We start from the raw sequence: 23,138 nt of genomic DNA on the forward strand, positions 1-23,138 counted from the left end.
GAGATTTTACTGGAAAAGATTCAGGAAAGTATCTGGGCAAAGCCGGAAAGCCATTGCTTTGAAAAGCTTTCCGAGGTGACGGAAAAGCGGGAAATGGGAAGAATCGGCGGCTAGAATCGAGGAGTTTATGGGAAAAGTATTAGCCATTTGCTTGAGCGAGCAAAAGGGAACGGAAAAATCAGAGGTAGAGGAAGCTCTTCTGGTGGAGGACTTCGGCCTTCAGGGGGATGCCCATGCCGGAAAATGGCATAGACAGGTGAGCCTTTTGGCCTTTGAGAAAATAGATGATTTTCGGAAGAAGGGAGCCCAGGTGGACTTTGGAGCCTTCGGAGAAAATCTGGTGATAGAGGGATTTGACCTGTCCAAGTATCCGGTGGGCAGTGAAATTCATATAGGAGACTGCATTTTAGAGCTTAGCCAAATCGGAAAGGCCTGTCACAGCCACTGCGCCATCTTTCACCGTATGGGAGACTGTATTATGCCAAGAGAAGGCATTTTCTCCGTGGTGAAAAAGGGAGGAAAAATCCGGGTGGGGGATCCGGTGGAAATTCTCCCCGGGAAAAAGGACAGACCCTTTACTGCGGCGGTGATTACCCTGTCGGACAGAGCCTCTCAAGGGGTATATGAGGATCAGTCCGGCCCCGTAATTGCAGAATTTTTGAAACATCAGGGCATGATTGTGGAGGAACAGCTTCTTCTTCCCGACGGAAGACCGGAGCTGGAGAAAGAAATCAAGAGACTGGCGGATCAGCGACAGATTTCTTTGATTCTGACCACCGGGGGCACCGGATTTTCCGAAAGGGACTGTACTCCGGAAGCTACCAAGGCGGTATGTGAAAGAGAAGTACCGGGGATTCCGGAAGCTTTACGCGCTTATAGCCTGTCCATCACCAAGAAGGCTATGTTCAGTCGTCAGACTGCAGGCATTCGGAAGAAATCTCTGGTGATTAATCTTCCCGGCAGTCCCAAGGCCTGCAAGGAGAATCTGGACTACCTTTTCCCGGATTTATTCCACGGTTTGGGAATCCTTCGGGGAACGGATACGGATTAAGTACGCTACTTTTCCTGAAATTTTCTGAGAGTGGGTATAGATTAGGCCTGTTGCTTTCTTGAAGTTCTCTGAGAATGGATATAGATGAAGCTCACTACTTTTCCTGAAGTCTCCGGAGTAAGACCGGAGGGATTGGGGAGAGAAAACATAAAAAAGGAGAAAAGTATGAAGAAAAAAGTATTATTTGCTTTGGCCCTTGCAGCAGCATTGGCTATGACAGCCTGCGGAGGAGCAAAGAAGACTGAAACTACCGCTGCGGCAACAACAGAGAAGGCCTCTGAGAAAGCCAGTGAAAAGGCTTCCGAAAAGGCTACCGAGGCTGCAAAAGAGGATGGAGAGAAGACCGAAGTACAGGTTTTCGTAGCAGCTTCTTTAAAGAATGTGATGGAAGACCTGGGGCAGCAGTACGAGAAGGAGCATCCCGAGGTGAAGCTGGTATTTAACGCGGATTCCTCCGGAAAGCTTTTAAGCCAGATTCAGGAAGGCTATGCCTGCGACATTTTCTTCTCCGCTGCACAGAAGCAGATGGATACTTTGGAGGGAGAAGGAAACCTTGTAGAGGGAAGCAGAAAAAATGTAGTCAACAACCAGCTTTGCGTAGTTACTTTAAAGGACAGCGGAACCAAGGTTACCGGTTTAGAGAATTTGAAGGATGCGAAGTCCATCGCCTTGGCAGACGGTACCGTTCCTGTAGGAAAGTACACAAGACAGGCTCTTGTTGCTTTAAAAATTCTTCCCGAGACGGAGGATGTGTCCAAGATTAGTACTCAGGAAGTATCTGAAGCTTTAGGCGGTGTAGAAATTTCTGAGCAGTCCAACGTTTCCAAGGTTTTGGCGGCAGTGGTAGAGGGATCCTCCGAAGTAGGAACCACCTATTATTCCGATACCTACGGTTATGAGGACAAGCTTCAGATTCTGGAGAAGGTGCCTTACGATTTGACCGGAAATGTCATCTATCCTATTGCGCAGATTAAGAATGAAGAAGCAAGTCAGGAAGAGCAGGATGCAGCAAAAGATTTCATTGCTTTCGTCACTTCCGACAATGCAAAGACCACCTTCCAGAAGTATTATTTCGATACTGACGTAAAATAATGATGAATGAATTATTAGCAGGACTCCGGTCGTTAGACTGGAGTCCCTTATGGATATCCCTAAAGACAGCCTGCATCACTACAGTGATTTGCTTCTTTCTGGGGATTTTTTTAGCCCAAAAGGTAGGAAAATGGAAGGAGCCCTGGCAATCCATTGTAGACAGTGTTCTGACTCTTCCCATGGTCTTGCCCCCTACGGTGGCAGGCTATTTTTTGCTTTTGCTTTTCAGCAAAAGACGGCCGGTGGGCATTTTTTTATTTTCTCACTTCGGCATTAAAGTGGTTCAGTCCTTTTTGGGCTGTGTTCTTGCGGCTACGGTAATTTCTCTGCCTTTAATGTATAGGAATGCCAAAGCAAGCTTTGCCTTGGTTCCCAAGGATTTGGTGCAGGCGGGAAGAACCTTGGGACTGTCGGAAACGAAGATTTTTTGGAAGATTATTCTGCCCCTTTCCGGTCCGGGAATCCTATCGGGCGCGGTGTTAAGCTTTGCCAGAGCTCTGGGAGAGTATGGCGCCACATCCATGCTGGCGGGAAACATCCCCGGAAAAACCGCCACCATTTCCCAAAGAATTGCCCTTGTGATGCAGGACCAGGACTATGTGACTGCGGGAGTATGGGTAGGGGTGGTGATGCTGATTTCGTTGTTTTGCATGACGGCGTTACAGCTACTAAGCAAAAGCCGAAAATAGAAAGTTTTGAAAGGAGTTGTAATGGAGAAAGCAGAACAATCGTCTTTTTGTAAGCTGTCCTTTCAGCTTCCTTTGGATAGCTTTCTTTTGGATATTCATTTTTCTTCTAATAAAAAGCGGATTGGAATTTTGGGGGCTTCGGGTTCGGGTAAGAGTATGTGCTTAAAGAGCATTGCCGGGATTGTGACTCCCAAGCAGGGGGAGATTCTGCTAGGGGATTCCTGCCTTTTTTCTTCTTCGAAAAAAATCAATCTGCCACCTCAAAAGAGAAGAATCGGTTATCTTTTTCAGTCCTATGCCCTTTTTCCCCATTTGACGGTGTGGGAAAATATTGCCATCGCCATGGAAGGACAGGATAAGGAAAATCTTCTATCAAACTTTTGGAAGAGGGGAAAGAGCGGAGATAGAGAGATTTCGGCAAATTCTTCGGCGCTTAGGGAGCAAAGGGAGAGCAGGTCGGAGCGGATTTTCCGTCTGCTTCAGAAAATGGAGCTTTCAGGACTGGAAAAGCGTTTTCCCGCAGAGCTTTCCGGAGGGCAGCAACAAAGGGTGGCCTTAGCCCGCATCTTTGCCAATGAGCCGGAAATGATTCTTCTGGATGAGCCCTTTTCTGCGCTGGATTTATATTTGCGGGATAAGATGCAGGAAGAGCTGATGCTGCATCTGGAGGATTTTCCGGGGCAGGCCATCATGGTTTCCCACTCCCGGGATGAGATTTATCGTTTTGCAGAGGAAGTGATTATGCTGCAAGGGGGGAAGGTAATCGGGCAGGGAGAGACCAAGGAAGTTTTTAGACAGCCCAAGAATCGTCAGGCGGCTATCTTGACCGGCTGTAAAAATATTGCTAAAGCAAAAAAGATAGGAAAGCATAGCATTTTCATAGAAGACTGGGGGCTGGAGCTTACGATGAAGCGGGAAATTCCGGAAAAGCTTTCTGCCGTTGGCTATCGTGCTCATGATTTTATTCCGCTTTTTTCCGGGGGAGAGGAGAATTCTGTGTCGGTGAAACTGCTTTCCAAGGCGGAGCTTCCCTTTGAGCAAAACTTTTATTTTAAGCCGGAAAAGGGTGAGGGCGAAATTTGCTTTTTGGTGCAAAGAGACGGCCCCTATGGTAAAATGCAGGAGATTCCCAAGGCTTTACAGCTTCGGGAAGAGAAAGTACTTTTCTTGACGGAGGAAAACTAAGGTATAGAAAACTTGCTTTTTTAGCAGAGTAAACGAATTCAAGAAATGTACGAATTTGCAAAAAGCGAAGATATGCAATAGATTGGGAGAAGTATGGGAGAGTTTAGTCATTTTGACGATCAGGGAAATGCCAGAATGGTGGATGTTTCCGGAAAAGCGGATACAGAAAGAACCGCAGTGGCCAGGGGAAGCATTTTCCTCAGTAAAGAAGCCATGGAGGCGGTACTGGGAAGAAAGGTCAAAAAGGGAGATGTGTTCACCGTGGCCCAGGTAGCCGGAATCATGGGGGCAAAAAAATGCTCGGAGCTGATTCCCCTTTGCCATATTTTGCCCTTACAATCCGCAAAGATTTCTTTTCAGGTTTCGGAGGAAGAGGGAAGGATTACGGTGGAGTGTCTTTGTAAAACTGCCGGAAAAACAGGGGTGGAAATGGAGGCTCTCACCGGTGTTTCCGTGACCTTGCTAACGATTTACGATATGTGTAAGGCCATTGACAAAAGGATGCATATGGAGGGGATTCACCTTGTGGAAAAGCAGGGGGGAAAGAGCGGTGCCTTCTATTACGAAGAGGAGAAAGAATGATTTATCTGGATCATGCAGCCACAACAGCGGTATCAAAGAGTGTCAGGGAAGCTATGCTTCCCTATTTTTCTGAGGATTACGGAAATCCCTCCTCCCTCTACCTTTTTGCCCAGAAGGCGAAAAAGGCGGTGGAGGACAGCAGGAGAAGTCTTGCCGGTCTTTTGGGCATTAATCCAAGGGAAATCTACTTTACCTCCGGAGGGACGGAAAGCGATAACTGGGCGATTCTTTCAGCCTTTTATTCCGCCATGGAAAAAAAGAGCGGTCTATCCGACTCCGATGCAGCAGGTCAGAAGCAAAGACAGCCTCACATTATTTGCTCGGCAATAGAGCATCATGCTGTTTTGGAAAGCTGCAAGTTTGCGGAAAGTCTGGGAGCAAGAGTCAGCCGTATTCCGGTGGATCGGGAGGGATTTTTGGATCTGGAAGCCTTGGAGCAGGCGATTACAGAGGATACGGTTTTGATTTCCGTCATGGCGGCCAACAATGAAATGGGAACGATTCAGGATTTGCGGGCTATCGGAGAAATTGCGAAAAAGCATGGGGTGCTCTTTCATACGGATGCGGTGCAGGCCTTTGGGCAGATTCCATTGTCCTTTTCGGAAATGGGGATAGACCTGCTTTCCGCCAGTGCCCACAAGCTTCATGGCCCCAAGGGGATTGGACTTTTGGTGATTCGAAAGGGCGTTCGTCTTCCGGCCTTCCTTCATGGGGGAGCTCAGGAGCGGGGCTTTCGTGCCGGCACGGAAAATGTTCCCGCTATCGTAGGCTTTGCCAGAGCGGCAGAGGAGGCCTTTGCCGGCATGGGGGAAAGAGAGAAAAGAAAACGGGAGCTTCAGAAGCTGTTCTTTAGAAGGCTTTTGGAAGAGGTACCCGGAATGCAGATAACCGGGGTGAATCCACTGGAAGCATCCGAGGAAAATAGACTTTCCGGCAATGTGCACATTTGCATAGAGGGAATAGAGGCGGAGAGTCTCTTGCTGCTTTTGGATCAAAAGGGTATTTGTGCCAGTGCCGGTTCTGCCTGTGCCAGCGGTTCCGTGGAGCCAAGCCATGTACTTTTGGCTATGGGAAAAAGCCATGTGGAGGCCTATTCCGGACTGCGTTTAAGCTTTGAAGAGGACTTAAAGGAAGAGGAACTGGAGTTTACCGTGGAGGCGATTCGAGAAGGGGTAGAGCGCTTAAGACGGGAATAAAAAAAGAGAAAAAATTTCTTGACAACAGATTTATATATGATAATATATTCACATGTAAATCTATTGTTGCTTTTTGAATGGTTTTTTACAGTTGCCATTCATTATGCAAGAGAAGAGGGACTTTACAAAAATTTTTACCATAAAGCTCGTAAAGCTCGTAAAGCTCGTAAAGCCCGTAATCTCAGAAAGGAGAGGAATGAGTCAAGTGATTGCCTTGGAACATCAAAGAGCAGATAGTCATGCAACGATTTCCGAGGATAGCTTATGTGATTTAGCGGAAGTGTTTAAGGTCTTTGGAGATTCCACCAGAATCAAGATTCTCTACGATTTGTTTGAAGGAGAGAAAAATGTTACGGAGATTTGTCAGGACTTGGAAATGAATCAGTCCGCCATTTCTCATCAGTTAAAGATTCTTCGTACCGCCCGCTTGGTTAGCGGAAAAAGAGTGGGGAAAAGCATTCTCTACTCCTTGGCGGATGAGCATGTCAAGACCATCATTGCCATGGGCATTGAGCATATCGAAGAATAAAAGAAGTGATGAGAAATCAATGAGAAATCAATGAGAAATCATAAGAACAGAAACTATTTACTATAGGAAACAATAAAAATCAATATAGAAAAGAGGAGAAAAAATGAAGAAGAAGTTTGAATGTGAAATTGATTGTGCAAATTGTGCGGCTAAGATACAGGAAGCTATCGGAAAGATTCCGGGAGTACAGTCTGTAAAGCTAAACTTCATGATGCAGAAGTTTACCTTGGAGGCGGAGGATGATCGCTTTGAGGAGATTTTGCAGGAAGCCATCCGTATAGGAAAGACCATTGAGCCGGACTTCACCGTGAAGGGCGTGTAGGAGAATAAAGTCCAAAGCTTGCAGTACTATGAGTAGAGTATTGAAGCGGATTATCAGAGTAAGTACCGGAAAAGCAATAGTTTAGAGTAAAGTATAGAGTAGAAAAAATATAGTAAAGAAGAGCAAAGCATAGAGTAGAAAAAATATAGTAAAGGGGAAATACCATGTCAGAGAAACTTATTCGGGAAAGAAACAAGCTTCTTCTTTCCGTCATCTTATTCTTAATCTTATTGATTGTGGAAAAGACGGGGATTCTTCCCTTCCTTCCGGAGCATTCTCTTTGGTATCTTCCGCTTTATCTTATTCCTTATTTTCTCAGCGGTCTTTCCGTGGTAAAGGAATGTTTTCTGGGAATCAAAAACAGGCGTCCCTTTGATGAAGCCTTATTGATGACTGTGGCCACCTTAGGCGCCTTCCTTTCCGGAGAATTTGCGGAAGCGGTGGCGGTAATGGTCTTCTATCAGATGGGAGAGCTTTTCCAAAGCTATGCGGTAGGAAAAAGCAGAAAGTCCATTAAGGAGCTGATGGATATTGTACCGGAGCTGGCCCACATTGAAAGGGAAGACGGCACCGTAGATACCGTGGATCCGGATGAGGTAGAAGTAGGGGATATGCTTTTGGTAAAGCCGGGAGAAAGAGTGCCGGTGGACGGCATTGTCCGTCAAGGAGAAAGCATGGTAAATACGGCAGCCCTTACCGGAGAGTCCGTCCCCAGAGAGGTATTCCCCGGAGAAAAGATTATTTCCGGCTGTATCAATGGAGAGGGCATGCTTCGTGTAGAGGCTTTGAAGGCCTTTGAGGATTCCACTGTTTCCAAGATTTTGGAGCTGGTGGAGGAGGCCTCCGAGAAGAAATCCAAGGCGGAGAACTTTATCACAAAGTTTGCCCGGATTTATACCCCGATCGTAGTATATTCGGCATTGGCATTGGCTATACTGCCAAGCCTTGGCCTGTTCTTGGGAACAAAAATAGGCCTGGTGTCTCCGGAGTTTTTCGCAGCCCATCCTCCCCTTACCTGGTTATATCGTGCCTGTACCTTTTTAGTAGTGTCCTGTCCCTGCGCCTTGGTGATTTCCGTGCCCCTGTCCTTCTTCGGAGGAATCGGTGCGGCTTCCCGAGAGGGTGTACTGGTAAAGGGCTCCAACTATCTGGAGCTGGTATCCAAATTAAAGGTTGTAGTGTCCGATAAAACAGGAACCCTAACCAAGGGGAATTTCGCCGTGCAGGAGATTGAGCCTTGGGAGGGAATTTCCAAGGATGAGCTTCTTCGCACTGCCGCTATGGCGGAAAATGGTTCCACCCACCCCATCGGGCTTTCCATTCTCAGCGCCTACAAAAAATGGATGGAAGATTCTTCGAAGGCTAATGCTTCTCCGGAAGATGTCGTAGTAGAAAATGATCCGATGAAGCATTCTTCCGGAAAGGAAAGCAACAGTCTTCCTTTCCCGGAAAATACGGAAAATCGCAGCGGTGCAGGCTTGATTTCCATTGTGGAAGGGTGCAAAATTTTAGTGGGAAAGGCCAAGCTTTTAGAGGAAGAAGGCATTTCCGTACCACAGCAGGATGAGGGAGCTGCCACCATTTGCCTGGTAGCAAAGGACGGTCAGTATCTTGGAAGAATCTTGATTGCGGATGAGGTGAAGGAAAGCAGTAAGGAAGCAGTTTCGAAAATGAAGCAGCAGGGCATTGAAAGTGTGGTTATGCTTACCGGAGACAGTACTCCTGTAGCGGAGGCGGTAGGCCGGGAGCTGAATTTGGACAGCGTTTACGGAGAGCTGCTTCCCGCCCAGAAGGTGGAGAAGGTGGAGGAAATCCTTAGTTCTTTAAGTGGAGAGGGAGAGAAGCGCAGTGGCTACCTTGCCTTTATCGGAGACGGTATCAATGATGCACCGGTGCTTTCCCGGGCGGATGTGGGCATTGCCATGGGCGCTATGGGATCGGATGCAGCCATTGAAGCGGCGGATGTAGTCATTATGGATGACGACTTAAGTAGAATTCCCACCCTCATTGCCATCGGAAAGAAGACCATGACGATTGCCATGCAAAACATTGTTTTTGCCCTTGCAGTAAAGTTTTTGGTGCTGATTTTAAGTGCCGTAGGAATTGCCAATATGTGGGCGGCAGTGTTTGGCGATGTGGGGGTAACCGTCATTTGCATCATCAACGCCATGCGCTTGATGCAAAACCCGAAATCTATATAAAAGGGAAGGAGAAGTCCTGAGAAAATGGAGAAGAAACTGGATTTTTTTTATATCGGTGAGTCCTATGGGGGAAACCAGGATTGGTGTTTTGACCATATGATGCAGCTGGGGGGCTGTGGCGCCATTACCGCCTGTGACAGTTCGATTTATCTTGCCCTGCACCATGGAAAAAAATCTTTATATTCCGGAAATTTGGAAAAATTAGATCAGGACGAGTACCTTTATTTTACCGAAGAAATGAAGAAATACCTGCATCCCCGTTGGTCCGGCATTGATAAGCCGGAATTATATGTGGAGGGATACCAAAATTTCCTTAAGGATCATCAGGAGGAAAATCTGATGATGACCATAGTTTCCGGAGAGGAAAATGTAGCGAAGGCGAAAGATTGTATTGTGGAGCAGATTGATAAGAATCTTCCCGTGCCGATTTTGGTCTTAAACCATCAGAATCAGGACTTGGATGATTATATCTGGCACTGGTTTTTACTGATTGGCTACCGATATCAGGGGGAAGACCCGCTGGCAGAGGGAAATGATTTTCAGGTACAGACCGTCACCTACTCGGAGGCGGCATGGGTTTCTCTGGAGGCGCTTTGGGATACGGGCTATAAGACCAAAGGCGGTTTGATAAAGTACCACTTACTATAAAACAAATGGGGCTGGAAAAATAGAGAAAGCCTTCCTTTCAGTATAGGGTTAAAATTCGGGCACGCTCCCGCTAACTTCGCCTACGTATATGAGTTAACCGTAGCTGATATTTTTCAAAAATTGGCTTTGATACTGGATTATATGCATAAATATAAACCACCCTACATCTTTGATTTACAAATCTGTAGGGCGGTTCATTCTTTTTTAGAAGTGAATGGAAAAAATAGTAAAGCGAATCTTCCTGTCAGGAAGAGCTTACTGTTTTATATTCGCTTCTTTTTCTTCTTTTATAGCATCGATAATTCACCCAAAGCGATGAAGTTCTTCATTTCCTCCGTAATCCACTTGTCCTTATGGTAGAAGAGCTGACGATACATCTGCATCTCAAAGTCCTGCACCTTCAGAAGCCGTAGGCTTCCGTTGTTCAGACTTTCCTCCACGGCATATCTGGGGAGGAAGGAAAGTGCCTGGTTTTCTTTAATCAGCTCGATAATCACATCCGGATTTCTGGTTTCAAAGAAGGGGCGTATACCCAAATGTCGGGAGGCCAATTCCTGCTCCAATGCATAACGGTAATTGGAATCCTTCTCCGTGAGGAAGAAGGGCTGGTTTAAAAGCTCAGCCAAAAGATATTCTTCCTTTTCCGGAAGTTTGGCGTCTTTGGAAGCCACAAAAACTACAGCCTCCGGTTCCTCTAAAGTCTTCTCCCAGTTTTGTCCGTAAACCTTCTGGTCGATGTAATAGGCCAGATCAATCTGGTTATGATCCAGCATCTCGTTCAGCTCCTTCGGTGTTCCGGAGCGGATTTCCAAAGCCACGGTAGGGTAGTGTTTATAGAAATAACTGACTACCTTCGGCAGTTTAAAACTGAGCAGGGATTCCAAGGTGCCGATACGCAACCTATGATCCTTTACTACGGCATTTCCCAACATCGCATGGACATCATCCACTTTTCGAAGGATTTCATTGGCATACATCAGAAACTTCCTTCCGGGAGGGGTTAATTCAACGTGCCTTCCCACCCGGTCAAAAAAGCGGGTGTTGAATTCCAGCTCCAGTTGGCGAATCTGAATAGTTACTGCCGCCTGGGTGTAGCCCAGGGCTTCTGCCGCCTTGGAAAAGCTTTGTAATTCAACGATTTTTATAAAAGAATGCAGCTGTCTTATTTCCATGATGTCTATCCTCCACGCATTATCTTCTCAGTATATAACCAATATTCAATTTTTTGTTGAAAACGACCTATAAAATTTATTTCCGTTTCTTGCAAAATATCTTATAATAAAAAATTTTCCTATTGACTTATGTTTATTTTATCACAAAAGGAAGAAGGGGGAAAGGAACGCTTTTCTGAAGATTCTGAAAATTCTACGCATTTTCAAGACGTATTCCATCACGGCATCTCGAGAGCAGACGAAACAAAGCCGAAAACCTGCCGGAAACAAGAAGGAAAATAAGTAGGAAAATAAGTAGAAAAATAAGTAGAAAAATAAGTAGGGAAAGAATAGTCTTCCTTCGAAATGTACGGGAAAATAATTTTGACATAGTCCGAGTCTGAGAGTATGATAGGGAACGGCGTAAATGTACGAAGAAAATTGAATAGACTGAGATTCCCTGAGAATAGCTACAAAGGAGGCTAATGTGGAGAAAATCAAAAATATCGGAGAAGAAGCTATTTACGATGCCAGAGTCTTGGGAAAAGGAAGGTTTGTGGTCTTGGGATTACAACATCTTTTTGCCATGTTCGGAGCAACGGTGCTGGTACCCCTATTGACGGGCTTGTCCATTTCCACCACCCTGCTTTTTGCAGGACTGGGTACACTCTTGTTTCACTTCCTTTCAAAGAATAAGGTGCCCGCGTTCCTAGGCTCTTCCTTCGCCTTTCTGGCGGGGTATATGAGTATAGCACCCAACAAGGAGCCGGAGCTTCTGCTCTACGCCTGCTTCGGAGTAGCCTGCGCAGGACTGATGTATCTGGTGCTGGCCTTCCTCTTTCAGGCCTTTGGAGCCAACCGGGTTATGCGATATTTTCCGCCGGTGGTCACGGGACCGATTATCATAGCCATCGGATTAAACCTGTCCAAGTCTGCAGTGGAAAACTGCTCCACCAACTGGGGACTGGCTCTTCTGGCTATCTGCGTAGTCATCTTTTGCAACATTTTCGGAAAAGGAATGGTGAAAATCATTCCCATCCTGCTGGGGGTTCTGATATCCTACAGCTTTGCGGCAGTTTTAGGCTTTGTGCCCTTTGACAGTATTAATGAAGCGCCGATTTTCGGCTTTCCGATAGACTATCACAGAACGGTTTTCTCCCTATTTACAGAGGGTAAGCTGGATCCGGCTCTACTTCTGAGCAGCAGCTTGACCATTATCCCCATTTCCTTTGCAACAATGATGGAGCATATCGGCGATATCTCCGCCATTTCCTCTACGGTAGGCATTAACTATCTGGAGGATCCGGGCTTACACAGAACCCTTTTGGGAGATGGCTTGGCCACAACGCTTGCTTCCCTCTTCGGTGCTCCTGCCAATACAACCTACGGAGAAAATACCGGTGTGCTGAGCTTAACCAAGGTGTATGACCCCAGAGTCATTCGTCTGGCTGCCTGCTTTGCGGTACTCCTTAGCTTCTGCCCGAAGTTTTCCGCGGTGATTGAAGCAATGCCTCAGGCGATTATCGGCGGAATTTCCCTGGTGCTATACGGCATGATTTCTGCGGTGGGTGTTCGAAATGTGGTGGAGACCAAGGTGGATTTTTCCAAGAGTAGAAATATCATCGTGGCGGCTATGATTCTGGTATTGTCCATCGGAATCAACTACTCCTCCGAGGGAGCTCTGCATTTTCAGCTCTTCGGTATCCAGATTGCCTTTTCCGGCATTGCTACAGGCTCTTTGGTGGGAATTTTGTTAAATGCCATTCTTCCGGATAAGGACTATGAATTCGCAGAGAACAAGCCCAACGATACAGGTGTGGATTTACAGATATCACAGGGTAAAAGCTTACTGTTTGAGATTGCGACAAAATACGGTGACAAGGAAAAGAAGGATTAAAGACTAAAAAGGACTGTGAAAAAATCAAAATGATAAAGAAATTTTTGGCAATATAGGTCTGGATACGGGGTAGTCTGAGCCCGATATTTGCGAAATCCGGTGAATTGAAGAACTGTAAAAATCAATAAATGAAGCGAATAATGCAGTATAGGTCTGTAAGAGGGGTAATCTGAGCCCGCCGGTACTTACTGAAAGCGAGCAAAGCGAAGCTTGAAGTTAGTACCGCTGCGAAGGCGAGGTTAGCGAGAGCGTGCCCCGATTACAGACCTATACTGCATTAGAGCGCATCTTTATAAAGTTTTTCGATACATAGAATTAAGCTAGCGAGAGCATGCTCCGTTTCAGGCCTATATTGCTTAGAAAGTTATTTTGATTTTTTTACAGTCCCTTTTTGTATTTATGCTAATCTTAAAAACATATCAAATTATTTTTCCTTTTTTACAAGTTCCAAATACCGATACATACTGGCGGGGGAGCAGGATAGCCTGTTCCCTACAGTTTTTACAGAGCCCTTCATAGAGAAGATGCCTTTTTGATAAAGCTGTCGTATGATATCAAGCTTTTCTGAATGACTTAGATAACTGAAAGGAAGGGACTTGTTTATTCTATTCAATATTTCGTCTATAGTATTTGAAATATTTTCCGAAAAGATTGTTTGCTCATCATTTCCCTTTATTTCTATGGAAATATTTTTGGATACATAATTATCCGGATGACATAGAGAAAAAATTAGATTTGATAGTTCTTTGTATCGATTATCATCGAAGTTTATGTTTAGCCCACCTACGACTTTGCAGCTTTCATCTTTTATAAAAAAAGAAGAGGATCTCAAAATCTTGCCATTGGAGGAAAGCGCTCTATAATTTGATAGCCATGTTTCCTTGGCGGACTCTTCTCTTTGTAAAATACTTTTCATAGTTGGACTGAGCAGATCTCCACTTTTTCTGCCGCTGATATTTCCGTTAAGGATATATAGGATTTGCTTTAGATCATATACTATAATTTCGTAATCAGGTCCCAGTACTGTACCTAAAAAATCAGAAAGATCAATATATTTTTTTATATCCAATTCATTCATAATCGCTCCAAATTCTATTTGTATGCTTTCAGCACACAAAAAATTTTATAAAAACAGTTCTTATTTATTATAGCAAAACTTCATGCTCCTAAAATCGGTTTTTAAGCAAAATCACCAAAATGACAAATTTGGGGTATAGAGATAGATGGAAAAGAAATGAGAAAAAATTCTCAACAAAATTCTCAAATATTATTTGATGCAAAGACATATAGGAAAACAAAGGCTTTTTTTTATACATTTACGCAGAAACCTAGCGTAAAGGCAAAGAAAAATCCCACAAAATTTATCAAATCACTATTTTGTTATTTCTGAAGTTTTGTTTCAAAAGCTGATATTTGTACAAAATAAACATAAATGCACTAAAATATCACTAAAAATAGCCTTTAATTAAACAATATTGACAAGTGGTTAAAAGGGTGATAAATTATTCTCATATCAATATGCTTATAATAATATATTTGAATATATAAATTTTGGTTATTAAGCACATAGCGGCATATTGGCTAAAGCAGTATTTCTATCTTGCTTCAAGGGATTGTAATACCGTCCGCCAGTCGTTTCTTACGATGACCGGGGTATCAAAATATATTTTTATATATGGAGGTATTAAAATGGAGTACGAGAAAATGTTAGGTGTAGAGGCACCAAAGTCATGGACACACGTAGTGAGAGAAGTTCCTACAGTTACCCAGGAGCAGAGAAGAAAAGCTCTGGAAATGACGCATTACAATGAGTTTGCTTTTCCGGCAGGTCTTTTATACATTGACTGTCTTTCCGATTCGGGTACTACATCCATGACAGACACACAGTGGTCAGCGATGTTCCTTGCAGATGAATCTTACGGAAGAAACAAAGGATATTATGTTCTTTTGGATGCATTTAGAGATGTATGGGAAAGAGGAGACGATCAGAAGAGACTCATCAATTACATCAAAGAAGGTGTAGACAAGGATGATGTTGAAAAAATGATGAATGAAGTGTATCTGGTGGACTATGAGGGCGGATTTATCAATGGTGGTAAGTACCAGCTGTCAAGACCTAATACATTTATCGTTCCTCAGGGACGTTGTGCAGAGGCACTTTTGTTTGATGTATTAAAACCATTATTTGCAAAGAGATGGCCGGGTAAAGTTTTCACCATTCCTTCCAATGCTCACTTTGATACCACAGAAGGTAATATCAAGCAAATGGGCAATGTACCCAGAAACCTTTTCCATAAGGAAATCTTATTTGAGGTACCAAAGAGCGGAAAATATGAGAAGAATCCTTTTAAGGGAGATATGGACATTGATAAGCTCAACCAGCTTATTGAGGCTGTAGGCGTAGAGAATGTTCCGCTGATTTATTCTACAGTGACCAATAACTCTGTATGCGGACAGGCTGTTTCCATGAAGAATATCAGAGAGGTTTCCAAGATTGCACACAAGTACAATATTCCATTTGTTATGGACGGTGCAAGATGGGCAGAGAACTGTTACTTCATTAAGATGAATGAAGAGGGCTATGGGGACAAGTCTATCTGTGAAATTGCAAAAGAGATGTTCTCCTACTTTGATGTGGTTTCCGCATCCCTTAAGAAAAACGGACATGCCAATATGGGTGGTGTTTTGGCCTTCCGTGACAAGGGACTTTTCTGGCAGAAGTTCTCAGAGTTCAATGAGGACGGCAGCGTAAAGACAGATATCGGACACCTTTTGAAGGTTCGCCAGATTTCCGCTTATGGAAATGATTCTTATGGCGGAATGTCCGGACATGATATTATGGCGCTTTGCCAGGGTATGTATGAAGAGGCAAGATTTGACTATCAGGACGAAAGAGTAAGACAGTGTCAGTATCTGGCAGACGGTCTTACAGCAAACGGTGTTCCTGTAGTACAGCCTGCAGGAGGACACGGAATTTATATTGATGTTGATAAGTTCTTTAACTATAAGAGAGGTCATGAGAGCTTTGCAGGACAGGCACTTTCTCTGGAGATGATTCACCGTTACGGTATCCGTTGTTCAGAGCTTGGAGATTTCTCTATGGAATATGATCTGAAAACTCCTGAGCAACAGAAGGAAGTATGTAATGTTGTCCGTCTGGCGATTAACAGAAGTCAGTTTAGCAAGCAGCACATGGACTATATTATTGCAGCACTGACACAACTTTATAAAGACAGAGATACAGTTCCCAATCTAAAGATTACCTTTGGTCATACATTACCAATGAGACATTTCCATGCATGGGCAGAGCCCTACGCTCCATCTAAGGAAGAAATGTGTGATGAAGGAAATTACAAATATTGGGAAAAATAAATGAGATATCGTAGGATATGCCGGCGATACTCGTAAAAAAATAAAATATCTTGGCGTCCGGTCTTGTAGAGACCGGACTGCTATCCACAAGAGAGACTTACATTTTTATCAAGATGGAGGAAGCTTATGGGTTCAGATAATACCGCTGTAAAGCAGGATGGATTTAACTCACAAATAGGTTTTATTATAGCCTGTGTAGGTTCAGCCGTTGGTATGGGAAACCTGTGGAGATTTCCGGTGCTTGTGTCAGCCTGGGGAGGCATGACTTTTTTGATTCCCTACTTCTTATTTGTTATCTTGATCGGTAGCACGGGAGTGGTGGAGGAAATCGCCTTAGGAAGGAGCACAGGGAAAGGTCCTATAGGTGCATTCGGCGCTGCTATGGCACATGCCGGAAAAAGCAGAAAACTTGGTGAGAGTATAGGAATTATACCGACAATAGGTTCTTTGGCTCTTGCTATAGGCTATTCCTGTGTAGTAGGCTGGATTTTTAAATATGTTGTCATGGCATTTACAGGTAAGCTCTTTGGAATGGGCACCAATATGGATGTCATAGGAGGAACTTTTGGATCCACCGCTACGGCTTTCGGAAATAATATGTGGATCATTATAGCGCTTATTGTAAATTTCGCCATTATGGCATTTGGAGTTGCGGATGGTATAGAAAAAGCAAACAAGTTTATGATGCCGCTGCTTTTCGTAATGATGGTTGGACTGGCTATTTACATAGGAATTCAACCGGGGGCAGTAAACGGATACAAGTATATCTTTACTGTAAATCCGGAGGGATTAAAGGATGTAAGACTTTGGATATTTGCATTCGGACAGGCGTTTTTTTCCCTTTCTATTGCAGGTAACGGCACAGTGATTTACGGCTCCTATCTCAGTAAGAAAGAAGATGTACCTTTCTCTGCAATGAATATCGCCATATTTGATACTCTTGCAGCACTTCTTGCAGCATTGGTGATTATCCCTGCTATGGCCACATCCGGTGCAGAGCTTAGTGAAGGTGGCCCGGGACTCATGTTCATTTACCTTGTAAATATCATGAATCAGATGCCCGGTGGTATGCTTGTAGGAATTATATTCTTCGTATGTGTTACCTTTGCAGGACTCAGTTCCCTTGTGAATCTGTATGAGGCGCCTGTAGCTACATTGCAGCAGCAGTTTAGACTGAGTAGAATACAGTCAGTAGGAATAATTGGTGTACTCGGCGTCGTTGTTGCAGTATTGATACAGGGAATTGTAGGAAGTTGGATGGATGCGGTGTCTATCTATATTTGCCCTATTGGTGCGGTACTTGCTTCAGTAATGTTGTTCTTCATATTTGGAAAGCAGTATACAATGGAAGCGGTAAATACAGGTGCAAAGAAGCCTAAAGGAGATACCTGGTTCTTTTTGGGTAAGTATGTTTATACAGGACTTGCATTGCTTGCACTTATAGCAGGTGCATTTTACGGTGGAATCGGATAATCAAGCTATAATAGAAAAAGCATGAAAGTATTTTCATAACAAAAAAGGGGCTGTAAAAATCAAAATAGTTTTCTATTTCTTATTTTGATTTTTTTACAGCCCCTTGTTTTAAAATCCCTGTTTATGCTTTTCTTTTAAAAGCATTTCTCCTACCATTCTACCCACAGCTCCACCGGATTGCACTGCTTCGGCAATGCTTTGGGAGGGGGCAAGACTTTGTCCTGTCAGGAAAAGTCGGGGAGAGGCTGTTTTCTTTTCTTCTTCTTTTATAAGAGCGGAAACAGCGGCATTTTCCTCCGGACTAAGTGCTCCTACAGCCAAAACTAAGGCTTTACCGATAAAGAAGCAAGAGCCTTCTTTTGTTTTAGCCTTTAAGAGATAGCGGTAAGCAGAAGCTTCGTCTTGGGAATGCACTATCGAAAGAGCCTCCCTTGAAAGAACATAAATTTCCTCTACTTCCACACCCTCTTGATGAGCGACTCCATAATTTTCCAGAAAAAGAGAAAAATGCGCTAGAAGCTCTTTAGGCTGAACGGTCTTTGTAAAGAGCCCGCTTATCTCTTCCGTGCTTTTTCCTAAACGCCCTCCAAGGCTTTCTTCTTTTTCCAATAAAAGACTGTTTTCAATCCCAAGATCCGCTGCGGCGGAGATTGCGGCTAAGCCGGAACAGCCTCCTCCCACCACCAGTAAATCAGAAAAAAAAGACTCTTCCGGCTTGGGAAGAGTCAAGTTTTTGGAAGAGCAGAGAATCAATTGTGAGCATCTCCCATCATGAATTCAACAACCTTCTTCATGTCCTCCGGCTCATGGACAATCAGTTCCAGCTCTTTAATGTAAGCCTTGTCCAACATCTGGGACATCATCAGCATTTGGGAGAGCTTGGACTTTAAGTTGATACGGTCTCCTTCCGGAGAAACCAATTCTACCTTTCCGTGTAAGTCATTCAATAGCTTAAATAAGCCCTCTACGTTGTTTACGTTTTCGATTTTCATAGAATTCCCTTTCTCTAAGACATGTACTGCGCGTAGTGCGATGAGTTCACCTTAGTATAAAGCGGAGGAAAATGCAAGAAGAAATCTTTTGGAGAAAAGAGGAAATTTCTTTGCTGTTTTCTCCGCTTATTTTCCCGGAAAACATCGTATTTCACAAAAAAGAGAAAGAAAATCATTTTTATGGCAAATTGTAAAAAAATTACTGTGAAAACAGAAAAAAATCGTTAAAATAGAAAGGCGACTGCAAAAACAGAGGGGCAATTGCAAAAAAGAAAGGAAGAAAAATGGGAGACGCTACAAATAAAGACGAGGACTTCTTGGAAAAGCTGGGGCTTTCCAAAGAAGAGGTAGACCTTTTGGAACATAAATTAAAAGAGCGGGAGGAAAGAAGGAAGGAAGCAGAAAAAAAGGAAAAGCCCATCACGGTGCTATTTCCCAAGGTGGTTTTGGCTTCCGCATCTCCAAGAAGACAGGAGCTGATTCAGCTTCTGGGACTTAAGGCGGAGATTCATCCCAGCGGAATAGCGGAGGATGTAACGGAGGAGGATCCCAGTCTTTTGGTGCAGAAGCTGGCCTTTCAGAAGGCGGAGGACGTGGCAAAGCAGTATCCGAAGGACTATCTTGTGATTGGGGCGGACACAGTGGTATTTTTCGAGGATCGGATTTTGGGAAAACCGAAAAGTGAGGAGGATGCCTACAGGATGCTTTCCGCCCTTTCCGGAAGAGCCCATCAGGTCTATACCGGGGTCAGCCTTCATTTTCAGGGGAAGAAAATGGGTTTTTACGAAAAGACCGAGGTGCAGTTCGCAAGACTTACGGAGCGGGAAATTTGGGATTATATCGAAAGCAAAGAGCCTATGGATAAGGCGGGAGCTTACGGGATTCAGGGGCGTTTTGCCCCCTTTGTAAAGGGCATTGCAGGGGACTATTACAATGTGATGGGCCTGCCCCTTGCCAGACTCTATCAGGCCTTGAAGTTTTTGGGAGCGGAAGGAGAGGCATTGTAAGGAAAAATTTTGCTGTAGCTTCTGAGTGGAGCTTCTGTGTGTGGGAGTTGCCCCCTCTTACTTATCGCTTTTGTGAACAGGGGCATGGTCCTTGCCTGGTGTGGCATGGAAAATTGTTTTGAAAAAATGTGATTTTTCCAGAAGTTATGGAGAAGGCTTCTAAGAAAATAGAAAAGAAATGTTATAGCAGTAGAAAGGATCTAGAAAATGAGTAGTGAAAAGCAAAAACGAAGTAAGTTCAGCTCCCGCCTGGGCTTTGTCTTATCCGCTGCAGGCTCTGCGGTGGGCTTGGGAAATATTTGGAGATTCCCTTATTTGGCGGCGAAATACGGAGGGGGAATCTTCCTTTTGGTTTACCTTCTTCTGATGCTTACCTTTGGTTACACCATGATAATTGCGGAAAGTGCCATTGGTAGAATGACCAGAAAGAGCCCCGTGGGAGCCTATGCCCACTTTGGAAAGGACTGGATGTTCAAGGCAGGAGGCTGGATTAATGCCATTATCCCCATCCTGATTGTACCCTATTATTCCGTCATCGGCGGTTGGGTATGCAAATATCTCTTCGGCTATATCCAGGGAGAAACGGAAGCCATGGCCACGGCCGAGTACTTTACGGCATTTATCGGAAATGGGGTAAAGACGGAGTTTTGGTTTTTGATTTTCACCTTGCTGGTACTTTGGGTTATCTTTATGGGAGTGGAAAATGGCATCGAAAAGGTGTCCACCTTTATGATGCCGATTCTGGTGATTCTGGCAATTCTGCTTTCTATTTATGCCATAACCAGAAAGGGCGCCTTTGCCGGAGTAAAATACTTCTTAGTTCCCAATATCAAGAACTTTTCCTGGATGACGGTGGTTTCCGCCATGGGACAGATGTTCTACTCTCTCTCCATTGCCATGGGAATCCTGATTACCTTCGGCTCCTATATGAAATCTGACCTTTCTATTGAAGAATCCACCAGCCATGTGGAGATTTTTGACACGGCCATTGCGGTTTTGGCAGGAATGATGATTATTCCTGCGGTTTTCGCCTTTTCCAACGGAGACCCCTCCGTATTAAAGGCAGGCCCTTCCCTGATGTTTATTACTATGCCGAAAATCTTTGCCAGCATGGGCTTTGGCCGAGTAGTGGGGATTCTCTTTTTTGCCTTAGTTTTCTTTGCGGCACTGACCTCCGCTATCGCTTTAGCGGAAAGTGCGGTTTCCACCTTCCAGGATGAACTGAAGTGGAGTAGAAGAAGATCCACAGTGGTTTTACTGCTGATTATGGTGGCTTTAGGAACCCTCAGTGCTTTAAGCTATGGGCCTTTATCTTTTGTAACCATTTTGAAAAATATGCCCTTCCTGGATTTCTTTGACTTCCTGACCAACTCCGTGATGATGCCCATCGCGGCTATGGCTACCTGTCTTTTGGTGGTCAGAGTAATCGGTGTAGAGGGCATTGCGGCGGAAGTTATGCGAAAGGATGCTCCCTTTAAAAGAAAGGCGGTATTTAATTTTATGATCAAATACCTTTGCCCCTTCTTTGTGGCGATTATTCTGTTCAGTTCCGTAGCCGGTGTACTGGGATGGATTAAGTTCTAAAAGCGTAAAAAATATTCCTTGCAAAGTTTTAGGCAGAGGAGTATTCTTAGTATCGTAAAAATGAATGTTCTTCAGGGCGGGGTGTAAGTCCCCACTGGCGGTACAGTCCGCGACCTGCGAAAGCAGTTGAACCGGTGAAACTCCGGTACCAACAGTATAGTCTGGATGGAAGAAGACGAGCGTTGTGCTTTCTGCCCTGTACTTTTTGTACAGGGCTTTTTCTATTTTCAAAGGTGCTTTCCAAGAGGATTCCTTTGAAAATACAAAAAAGAAGGAAAATGCCCGGTCCTAAAGCCTTTCGAAAAGAACCACCGGAAGAATGCAGTTTGCAGAAAATGCAAAGAAAGAGAGGACAGCAATGAAAGCAGAAAGTCAGGGAAGAATGGTGAGCAGTGTGAAGAAGAGTAGTGTAGGATTTTTGGCGGTAACAGGAATATTATCCGCGATAGCGTATATTTTGATGTGGATTGAGTTTCCTATTCCTTTTTTAATGCCTCCCTTTATCAAGTTTGATTTTTCGGATTTTCCTGCCTTAATTGCAGCCTTTGCTCTAGGCCCTGTTTCCGGCATTTTGGTGGAGCTTATCAAAAATATTCTTCACAGCTTTAGCTCCGGGTCCTTCGGCGTGGGAGAACTTTCCAACTTTATCCTTGGGGCAAGCTTTGCAGGTACCGCAGGATTTATTTATCAGAGAAATAAGACGAAGAAGGGTGCAATTATTGCCTCCGTTGTTGGTGCAGTGGTTATGGCGGCTATTTCCTACCCCTCCAACCTTTTGGTGGTTTATCCCTTCTACTACAACTTTATGCCGAAAGAGGTAGTGCTTTCTGCTTATGAGTTGATTCTTCCCTCCATCGGCAGCATTGAAAAGGCTTTGCTTATCTTTAACGTGCCCTTTACCTTTGTGAAAGGCATGATTGATGTAGTTCTTTGCCTTCTACTGTATAAAGGAGTATCTCCTTTCCTGCATAAGTTAAATGGAGAGGGATAATACATAAGACTTTCTTTCTTTGGAACTTCATACAACTTGACAGTTTTGAATATATGAAATAATCTATTTTTACTTAATTAGTGATATAAAAGCTCACTTTTTAAAGAAATGTTAGAAAATGCATTCAAACTGTCAAGTGATAGAAAAAGGAGTTTCAAATGATTTGGAAGAAAAGCTTTATTTTAATTTCAATTTCAATCTTTTTGGCGAGTTTAACTGCCTGTGGGGCAGCACAAACTAAATCAAAAGAGGTGGTTGTCTATACAGCAATCGATCAGGTGTTTAGTGAAAAAATCATAAATGATTTTGAAAAAGAAACAGGAATTAAAGTCAAGGTAGTTTATGATACAGAAGCAAATAAAACAACCGGATTAGTGAATAGGATTATTGCTGAAAAGCATAATCCTATTTGTGATGTTTTTTGGAATAATGAATTTGTTCAAACTATTACCCTGGAAAATCAAGGCGTGCTTGATGCGTATACCTCCCCCTCGGCAGCAGACATTCCACAGTATTATAAATCCAGCAGTTCTATGTGGACTGCGGTTGGAGGAAGAGCCAGAGTCTTTTTAGTAAATAATGATTTGCTTTCTAAAGAGGATTTTCCTACTTCGATTGAAGATTTTACTAGTGGAAAATATTCAGGAAAGCAGCTAGCGATTGCTTATCCGATGTTTGGAACAACGAAAACTATGGCGGCAGCCTTGTATGCACAATGGGGAAACGAAAAAGCAAAAAAATTTTTTACAGATATTATTAATTTAGGCGTGAATGTGGTTGATGGAAATTCAGTGACAAAAGATATGGCGGCGAAAGGTCAGGTTGCTATTGGTTTTACAGATTCAGATGATGCCAGAGAAGCTATAGAAGATGGTGCTCATGTATCTATGATTTATCCTGATCAAGGAGATAACCAAATGGGAACCCTTGTAACACCAAGTACAGTTGCATTGATAAAAGGAGCACCCAACAAAGAAAATGCAAAAATATTTATTGATTACATTTTAAAAGAAAAAACAGAAAGAAAATTAGTGGAAGACGGTTTTTATGACCTGTCCATCAGAGATGCAAAAGAGAATGGCATAAAAGGGATGACATTAAGCTTGGAGGAAATATATCATTCTATGGAAGTCTCTGCTAAAGATATGGAAGAACTCTTTGCTACAGCAAAATAAG

21 protein-coding genes and 1 riboswitch are annotated in these 23,138 nt (G+C 43.8%); of the genes, 17 read left to right on the plus strand and 4 right to left on the minus strand.

The genetic code is table 11. The features are described from left to right. Nucleotides 1-127: 127 nt before the first annotated feature. The 10 genes from RYL27_RS00005 to RYL27_RS00050 all read left to right on the plus strand — a co-directional run bounded on the left by RYL27_RS00005 (nucleotide 128) and on the right by RYL27_RS00050 (nucleotide 9,495). Entirely contained in the window at nucleotides 128-1,051 is a 924-nt protein-coding gene (locus tag RYL27_RS00005; RefSeq protein WP_314964167.1) for a molybdenum cofactor synthesis domain-containing protein, read from the plus strand. A gap of 165 nt (nucleotides 1,052-1,216) precedes the next feature. Next, a complete protein-coding gene (gene modA, locus RYL27_RS00010) occupies nucleotides 1,217-2,143 on the plus strand; it encodes a molybdate ABC transporter substrate-binding protein (protein ID WP_314964170.1) in 927 nt (308 codons plus the stop codon). A gap of 2 nt (nucleotides 2,144-2,145) precedes the next feature. Next, nucleotides 2,146-2,832, plus strand: coding sequence for a molybdate ABC transporter permease subunit (gene modB, locus RYL27_RS00015; protein ID WP_304073701.1), 687 nt, complete (start codon nucleotides 2,146-2,148; stop codon nucleotides 2,830-2,832). 21 nt (nucleotides 2,833-2,853) lie between these two features. Further along, the gene (locus tag RYL27_RS00020) at nucleotides 2,854-4,017 is read left to right on the plus strand and encodes a sulfate/molybdate ABC transporter ATP-binding protein (RefSeq protein ID WP_314964173.1); all 1,164 of its coding nucleotides are present in this window, start codon (nucleotides 2,854-2,856) and stop codon (nucleotides 4,015-4,017) included. A 93-nt stretch (nucleotides 4,018-4,110) separates the two neighbouring features. Next, on the plus strand, nucleotides 4,111-4,599 hold the full coding sequence (gene moaC / locus RYL27_RS00025) for a cyclic pyranopterin monophosphate synthase MoaC (RefSeq protein WP_007157502.1): 489 nt from the start codon (nucleotides 4,111-4,113) through the stop codon (nucleotides 4,597-4,599). Beyond that, entirely contained in the window at nucleotides 4,596-5,795 is a 1,200-nt protein-coding gene (locus RYL27_RS00030) for a cysteine desulfurase family protein (RefSeq protein WP_314964176.1), read from the plus strand. The genes moaC and RYL27_RS00030 overlap by 4 nt, the downstream gene beginning before the upstream one ends. A gap of 196 nt (nucleotides 5,796-5,991) precedes the next feature. Further along, complete coding sequence (locus RYL27_RS00035; RefSeq protein ID WP_304072585.1) at nucleotides 5,992-6,324, plus strand: ArsR/SmtB family transcription factor; 333 nt, start codon at nucleotides 5,992-5,994, stop codon at nucleotides 6,322-6,324. 103 nt (nucleotides 6,325-6,427) lie between these two features. Continuing rightward, nucleotides 6,428-6,646, plus strand: coding sequence for a heavy metal-associated domain-containing protein (locus RYL27_RS00040; protein WP_304072586.1), 219 nt, complete (start codon nucleotides 6,428-6,430; stop codon nucleotides 6,644-6,646). A 164-nt stretch (nucleotides 6,647-6,810) separates the two neighbouring features. Beyond that, on the plus strand, nucleotides 6,811-8,847 hold the full coding sequence (locus tag RYL27_RS00045) for a heavy metal translocating P-type ATPase (RefSeq protein WP_314964179.1): 2,037 nt from the start codon (nucleotides 6,811-6,813) through the stop codon (nucleotides 8,845-8,847). Nucleotides 8,848-8,871: 24 nt separating this feature from the next. Beyond that, a complete protein-coding gene (locus RYL27_RS00050) occupies nucleotides 8,872-9,495 on the plus strand; it encodes a hypothetical protein (protein ID WP_314964182.1) in 624 nt (207 codons plus the stop codon). A gap of 287 nt (nucleotides 9,496-9,782) precedes the next feature. Here the strand turns inward: RYL27_RS00050 and RYL27_RS00055 are convergent, their stop codons facing one another. Continuing rightward, nucleotides 9,783-10,667 (minus strand): LysR family transcriptional regulator, encoded by an 885-nt coding sequence (locus RYL27_RS00055; RefSeq protein WP_314833262.1) that lies wholly within the window; start codon nucleotides 10,665-10,667, stop codon nucleotides 9,783-9,785. Between the two features lie 466 nt (nucleotides 10,668-11,133). On the opposite strand from RYL27_RS00055, the gene RYL27_RS00060 reads away from it, so the two are divergent. Beyond that, nucleotides 11,134-12,543, plus strand: coding sequence for a uracil-xanthine permease family protein (locus RYL27_RS00060; RefSeq protein ID WP_314964185.1), 1,410 nt, complete (start codon nucleotides 11,134-11,136; stop codon nucleotides 12,541-12,543). 424 nt (nucleotides 12,544-12,967) lie between these two features. On the opposite strand, the gene RYL27_RS00065 is transcribed toward RYL27_RS00060, so the two are convergent. After that, complete coding sequence (locus RYL27_RS00065; protein WP_314964188.1) at nucleotides 12,968-13,621, minus strand: helix-turn-helix transcriptional regulator; 654 nt, start codon at nucleotides 13,619-13,621, stop codon at nucleotides 12,968-12,970. 611 nt (nucleotides 13,622-14,232) lie between these two features. Between RYL27_RS00065 and RYL27_RS00070 the strand changes: the two genes are divergently transcribed. Beyond that, nucleotides 14,233-15,915 (plus strand): tryptophanase, encoded by a 1,683-nt coding sequence (locus RYL27_RS00070; RefSeq protein WP_314964191.1) that lies wholly within the window; start codon nucleotides 14,233-14,235, stop codon nucleotides 15,913-15,915. A 126-nt stretch (nucleotides 15,916-16,041) separates the two neighbouring features. Further along, entirely contained in the window at nucleotides 16,042-17,388 is a 1,347-nt protein-coding gene (locus tag RYL27_RS00075) for a sodium-dependent transporter (RefSeq protein WP_314964194.1), read from the plus strand. Between the two features lie 108 nt (nucleotides 17,389-17,496). Here RYL27_RS00075 and RYL27_RS00080 read toward each other — a convergent pair whose 3' ends face one another. Beyond that, the gene (locus tag RYL27_RS00080) at nucleotides 17,497-18,141 is read right to left on the minus strand and encodes an NAD(P)-binding protein (RefSeq protein WP_314964197.1); all 645 of its coding nucleotides are present in this window, start codon (nucleotides 18,139-18,141) and stop codon (nucleotides 17,497-17,499) included. Then, complete coding sequence (locus RYL27_RS00085; RefSeq protein ID WP_007157491.1) at nucleotides 18,138-18,380, minus strand: hypothetical protein; 243 nt, start codon at nucleotides 18,378-18,380, stop codon at nucleotides 18,138-18,140. The genes RYL27_RS00080 and RYL27_RS00085 overlap by 4 nt, the downstream gene beginning before the upstream one ends. Before the next feature lie 284 nt (nucleotides 18,381-18,664). Between RYL27_RS00085 and RYL27_RS00090 the strand changes: the two genes are divergently transcribed. From RYL27_RS00090 to RYL27_RS00105, 4 genes are all read left to right on the plus strand, one after another. Beyond that, nucleotides 18,665-19,387 carry a Maf family protein gene (locus RYL27_RS00090; protein WP_314964202.1) on the plus strand — a complete coding sequence of 241 codons (723 nt, stop codon included), beginning with the start codon at nucleotides 18,665-18,667 and terminating at the stop codon, nucleotides 19,385-19,387. 207 nt (nucleotides 19,388-19,594) lie between these two features. After that, nucleotides 19,595-20,971 carry a sodium-dependent transporter gene (locus tag RYL27_RS00095; protein WP_314964205.1) on the plus strand — a complete coding sequence of 459 codons (1,377 nt, stop codon included), beginning with the start codon at nucleotides 19,595-19,597 and terminating at the stop codon, nucleotides 20,969-20,971. A gap of 63 nt (nucleotides 20,972-21,034) precedes the next feature. Then, nucleotides 21,035-21,152: riboswitch (FMN riboswitch) on the plus strand. 177 nt (nucleotides 21,153-21,329) lie between these two features. Continuing rightward, complete coding sequence (locus RYL27_RS00100) at nucleotides 21,330-21,962, plus strand: Gx transporter family protein (protein ID WP_243155924.1); 633 nt, start codon at nucleotides 21,330-21,332, stop codon at nucleotides 21,960-21,962. A gap of 158 nt (nucleotides 21,963-22,120) precedes the next feature. Further along, complete coding sequence (locus RYL27_RS00105; RefSeq protein WP_314964208.1) at nucleotides 22,121-23,137, plus strand: extracellular solute-binding protein; 1,017 nt, start codon at nucleotides 22,121-22,123, stop codon at nucleotides 23,135-23,137. Nucleotide 23,138: the final 1 nt, after the last annotated feature.

Origin of the sequence: Oribacterium sinus, from assembly GCF_963537195.1 — a bacterium.
Taxonomy (GTDB): Bacteria; Bacillota; Clostridia; order Lachnospirales; family Lachnospiraceae; genus Oribacterium; species Oribacterium sinus_A.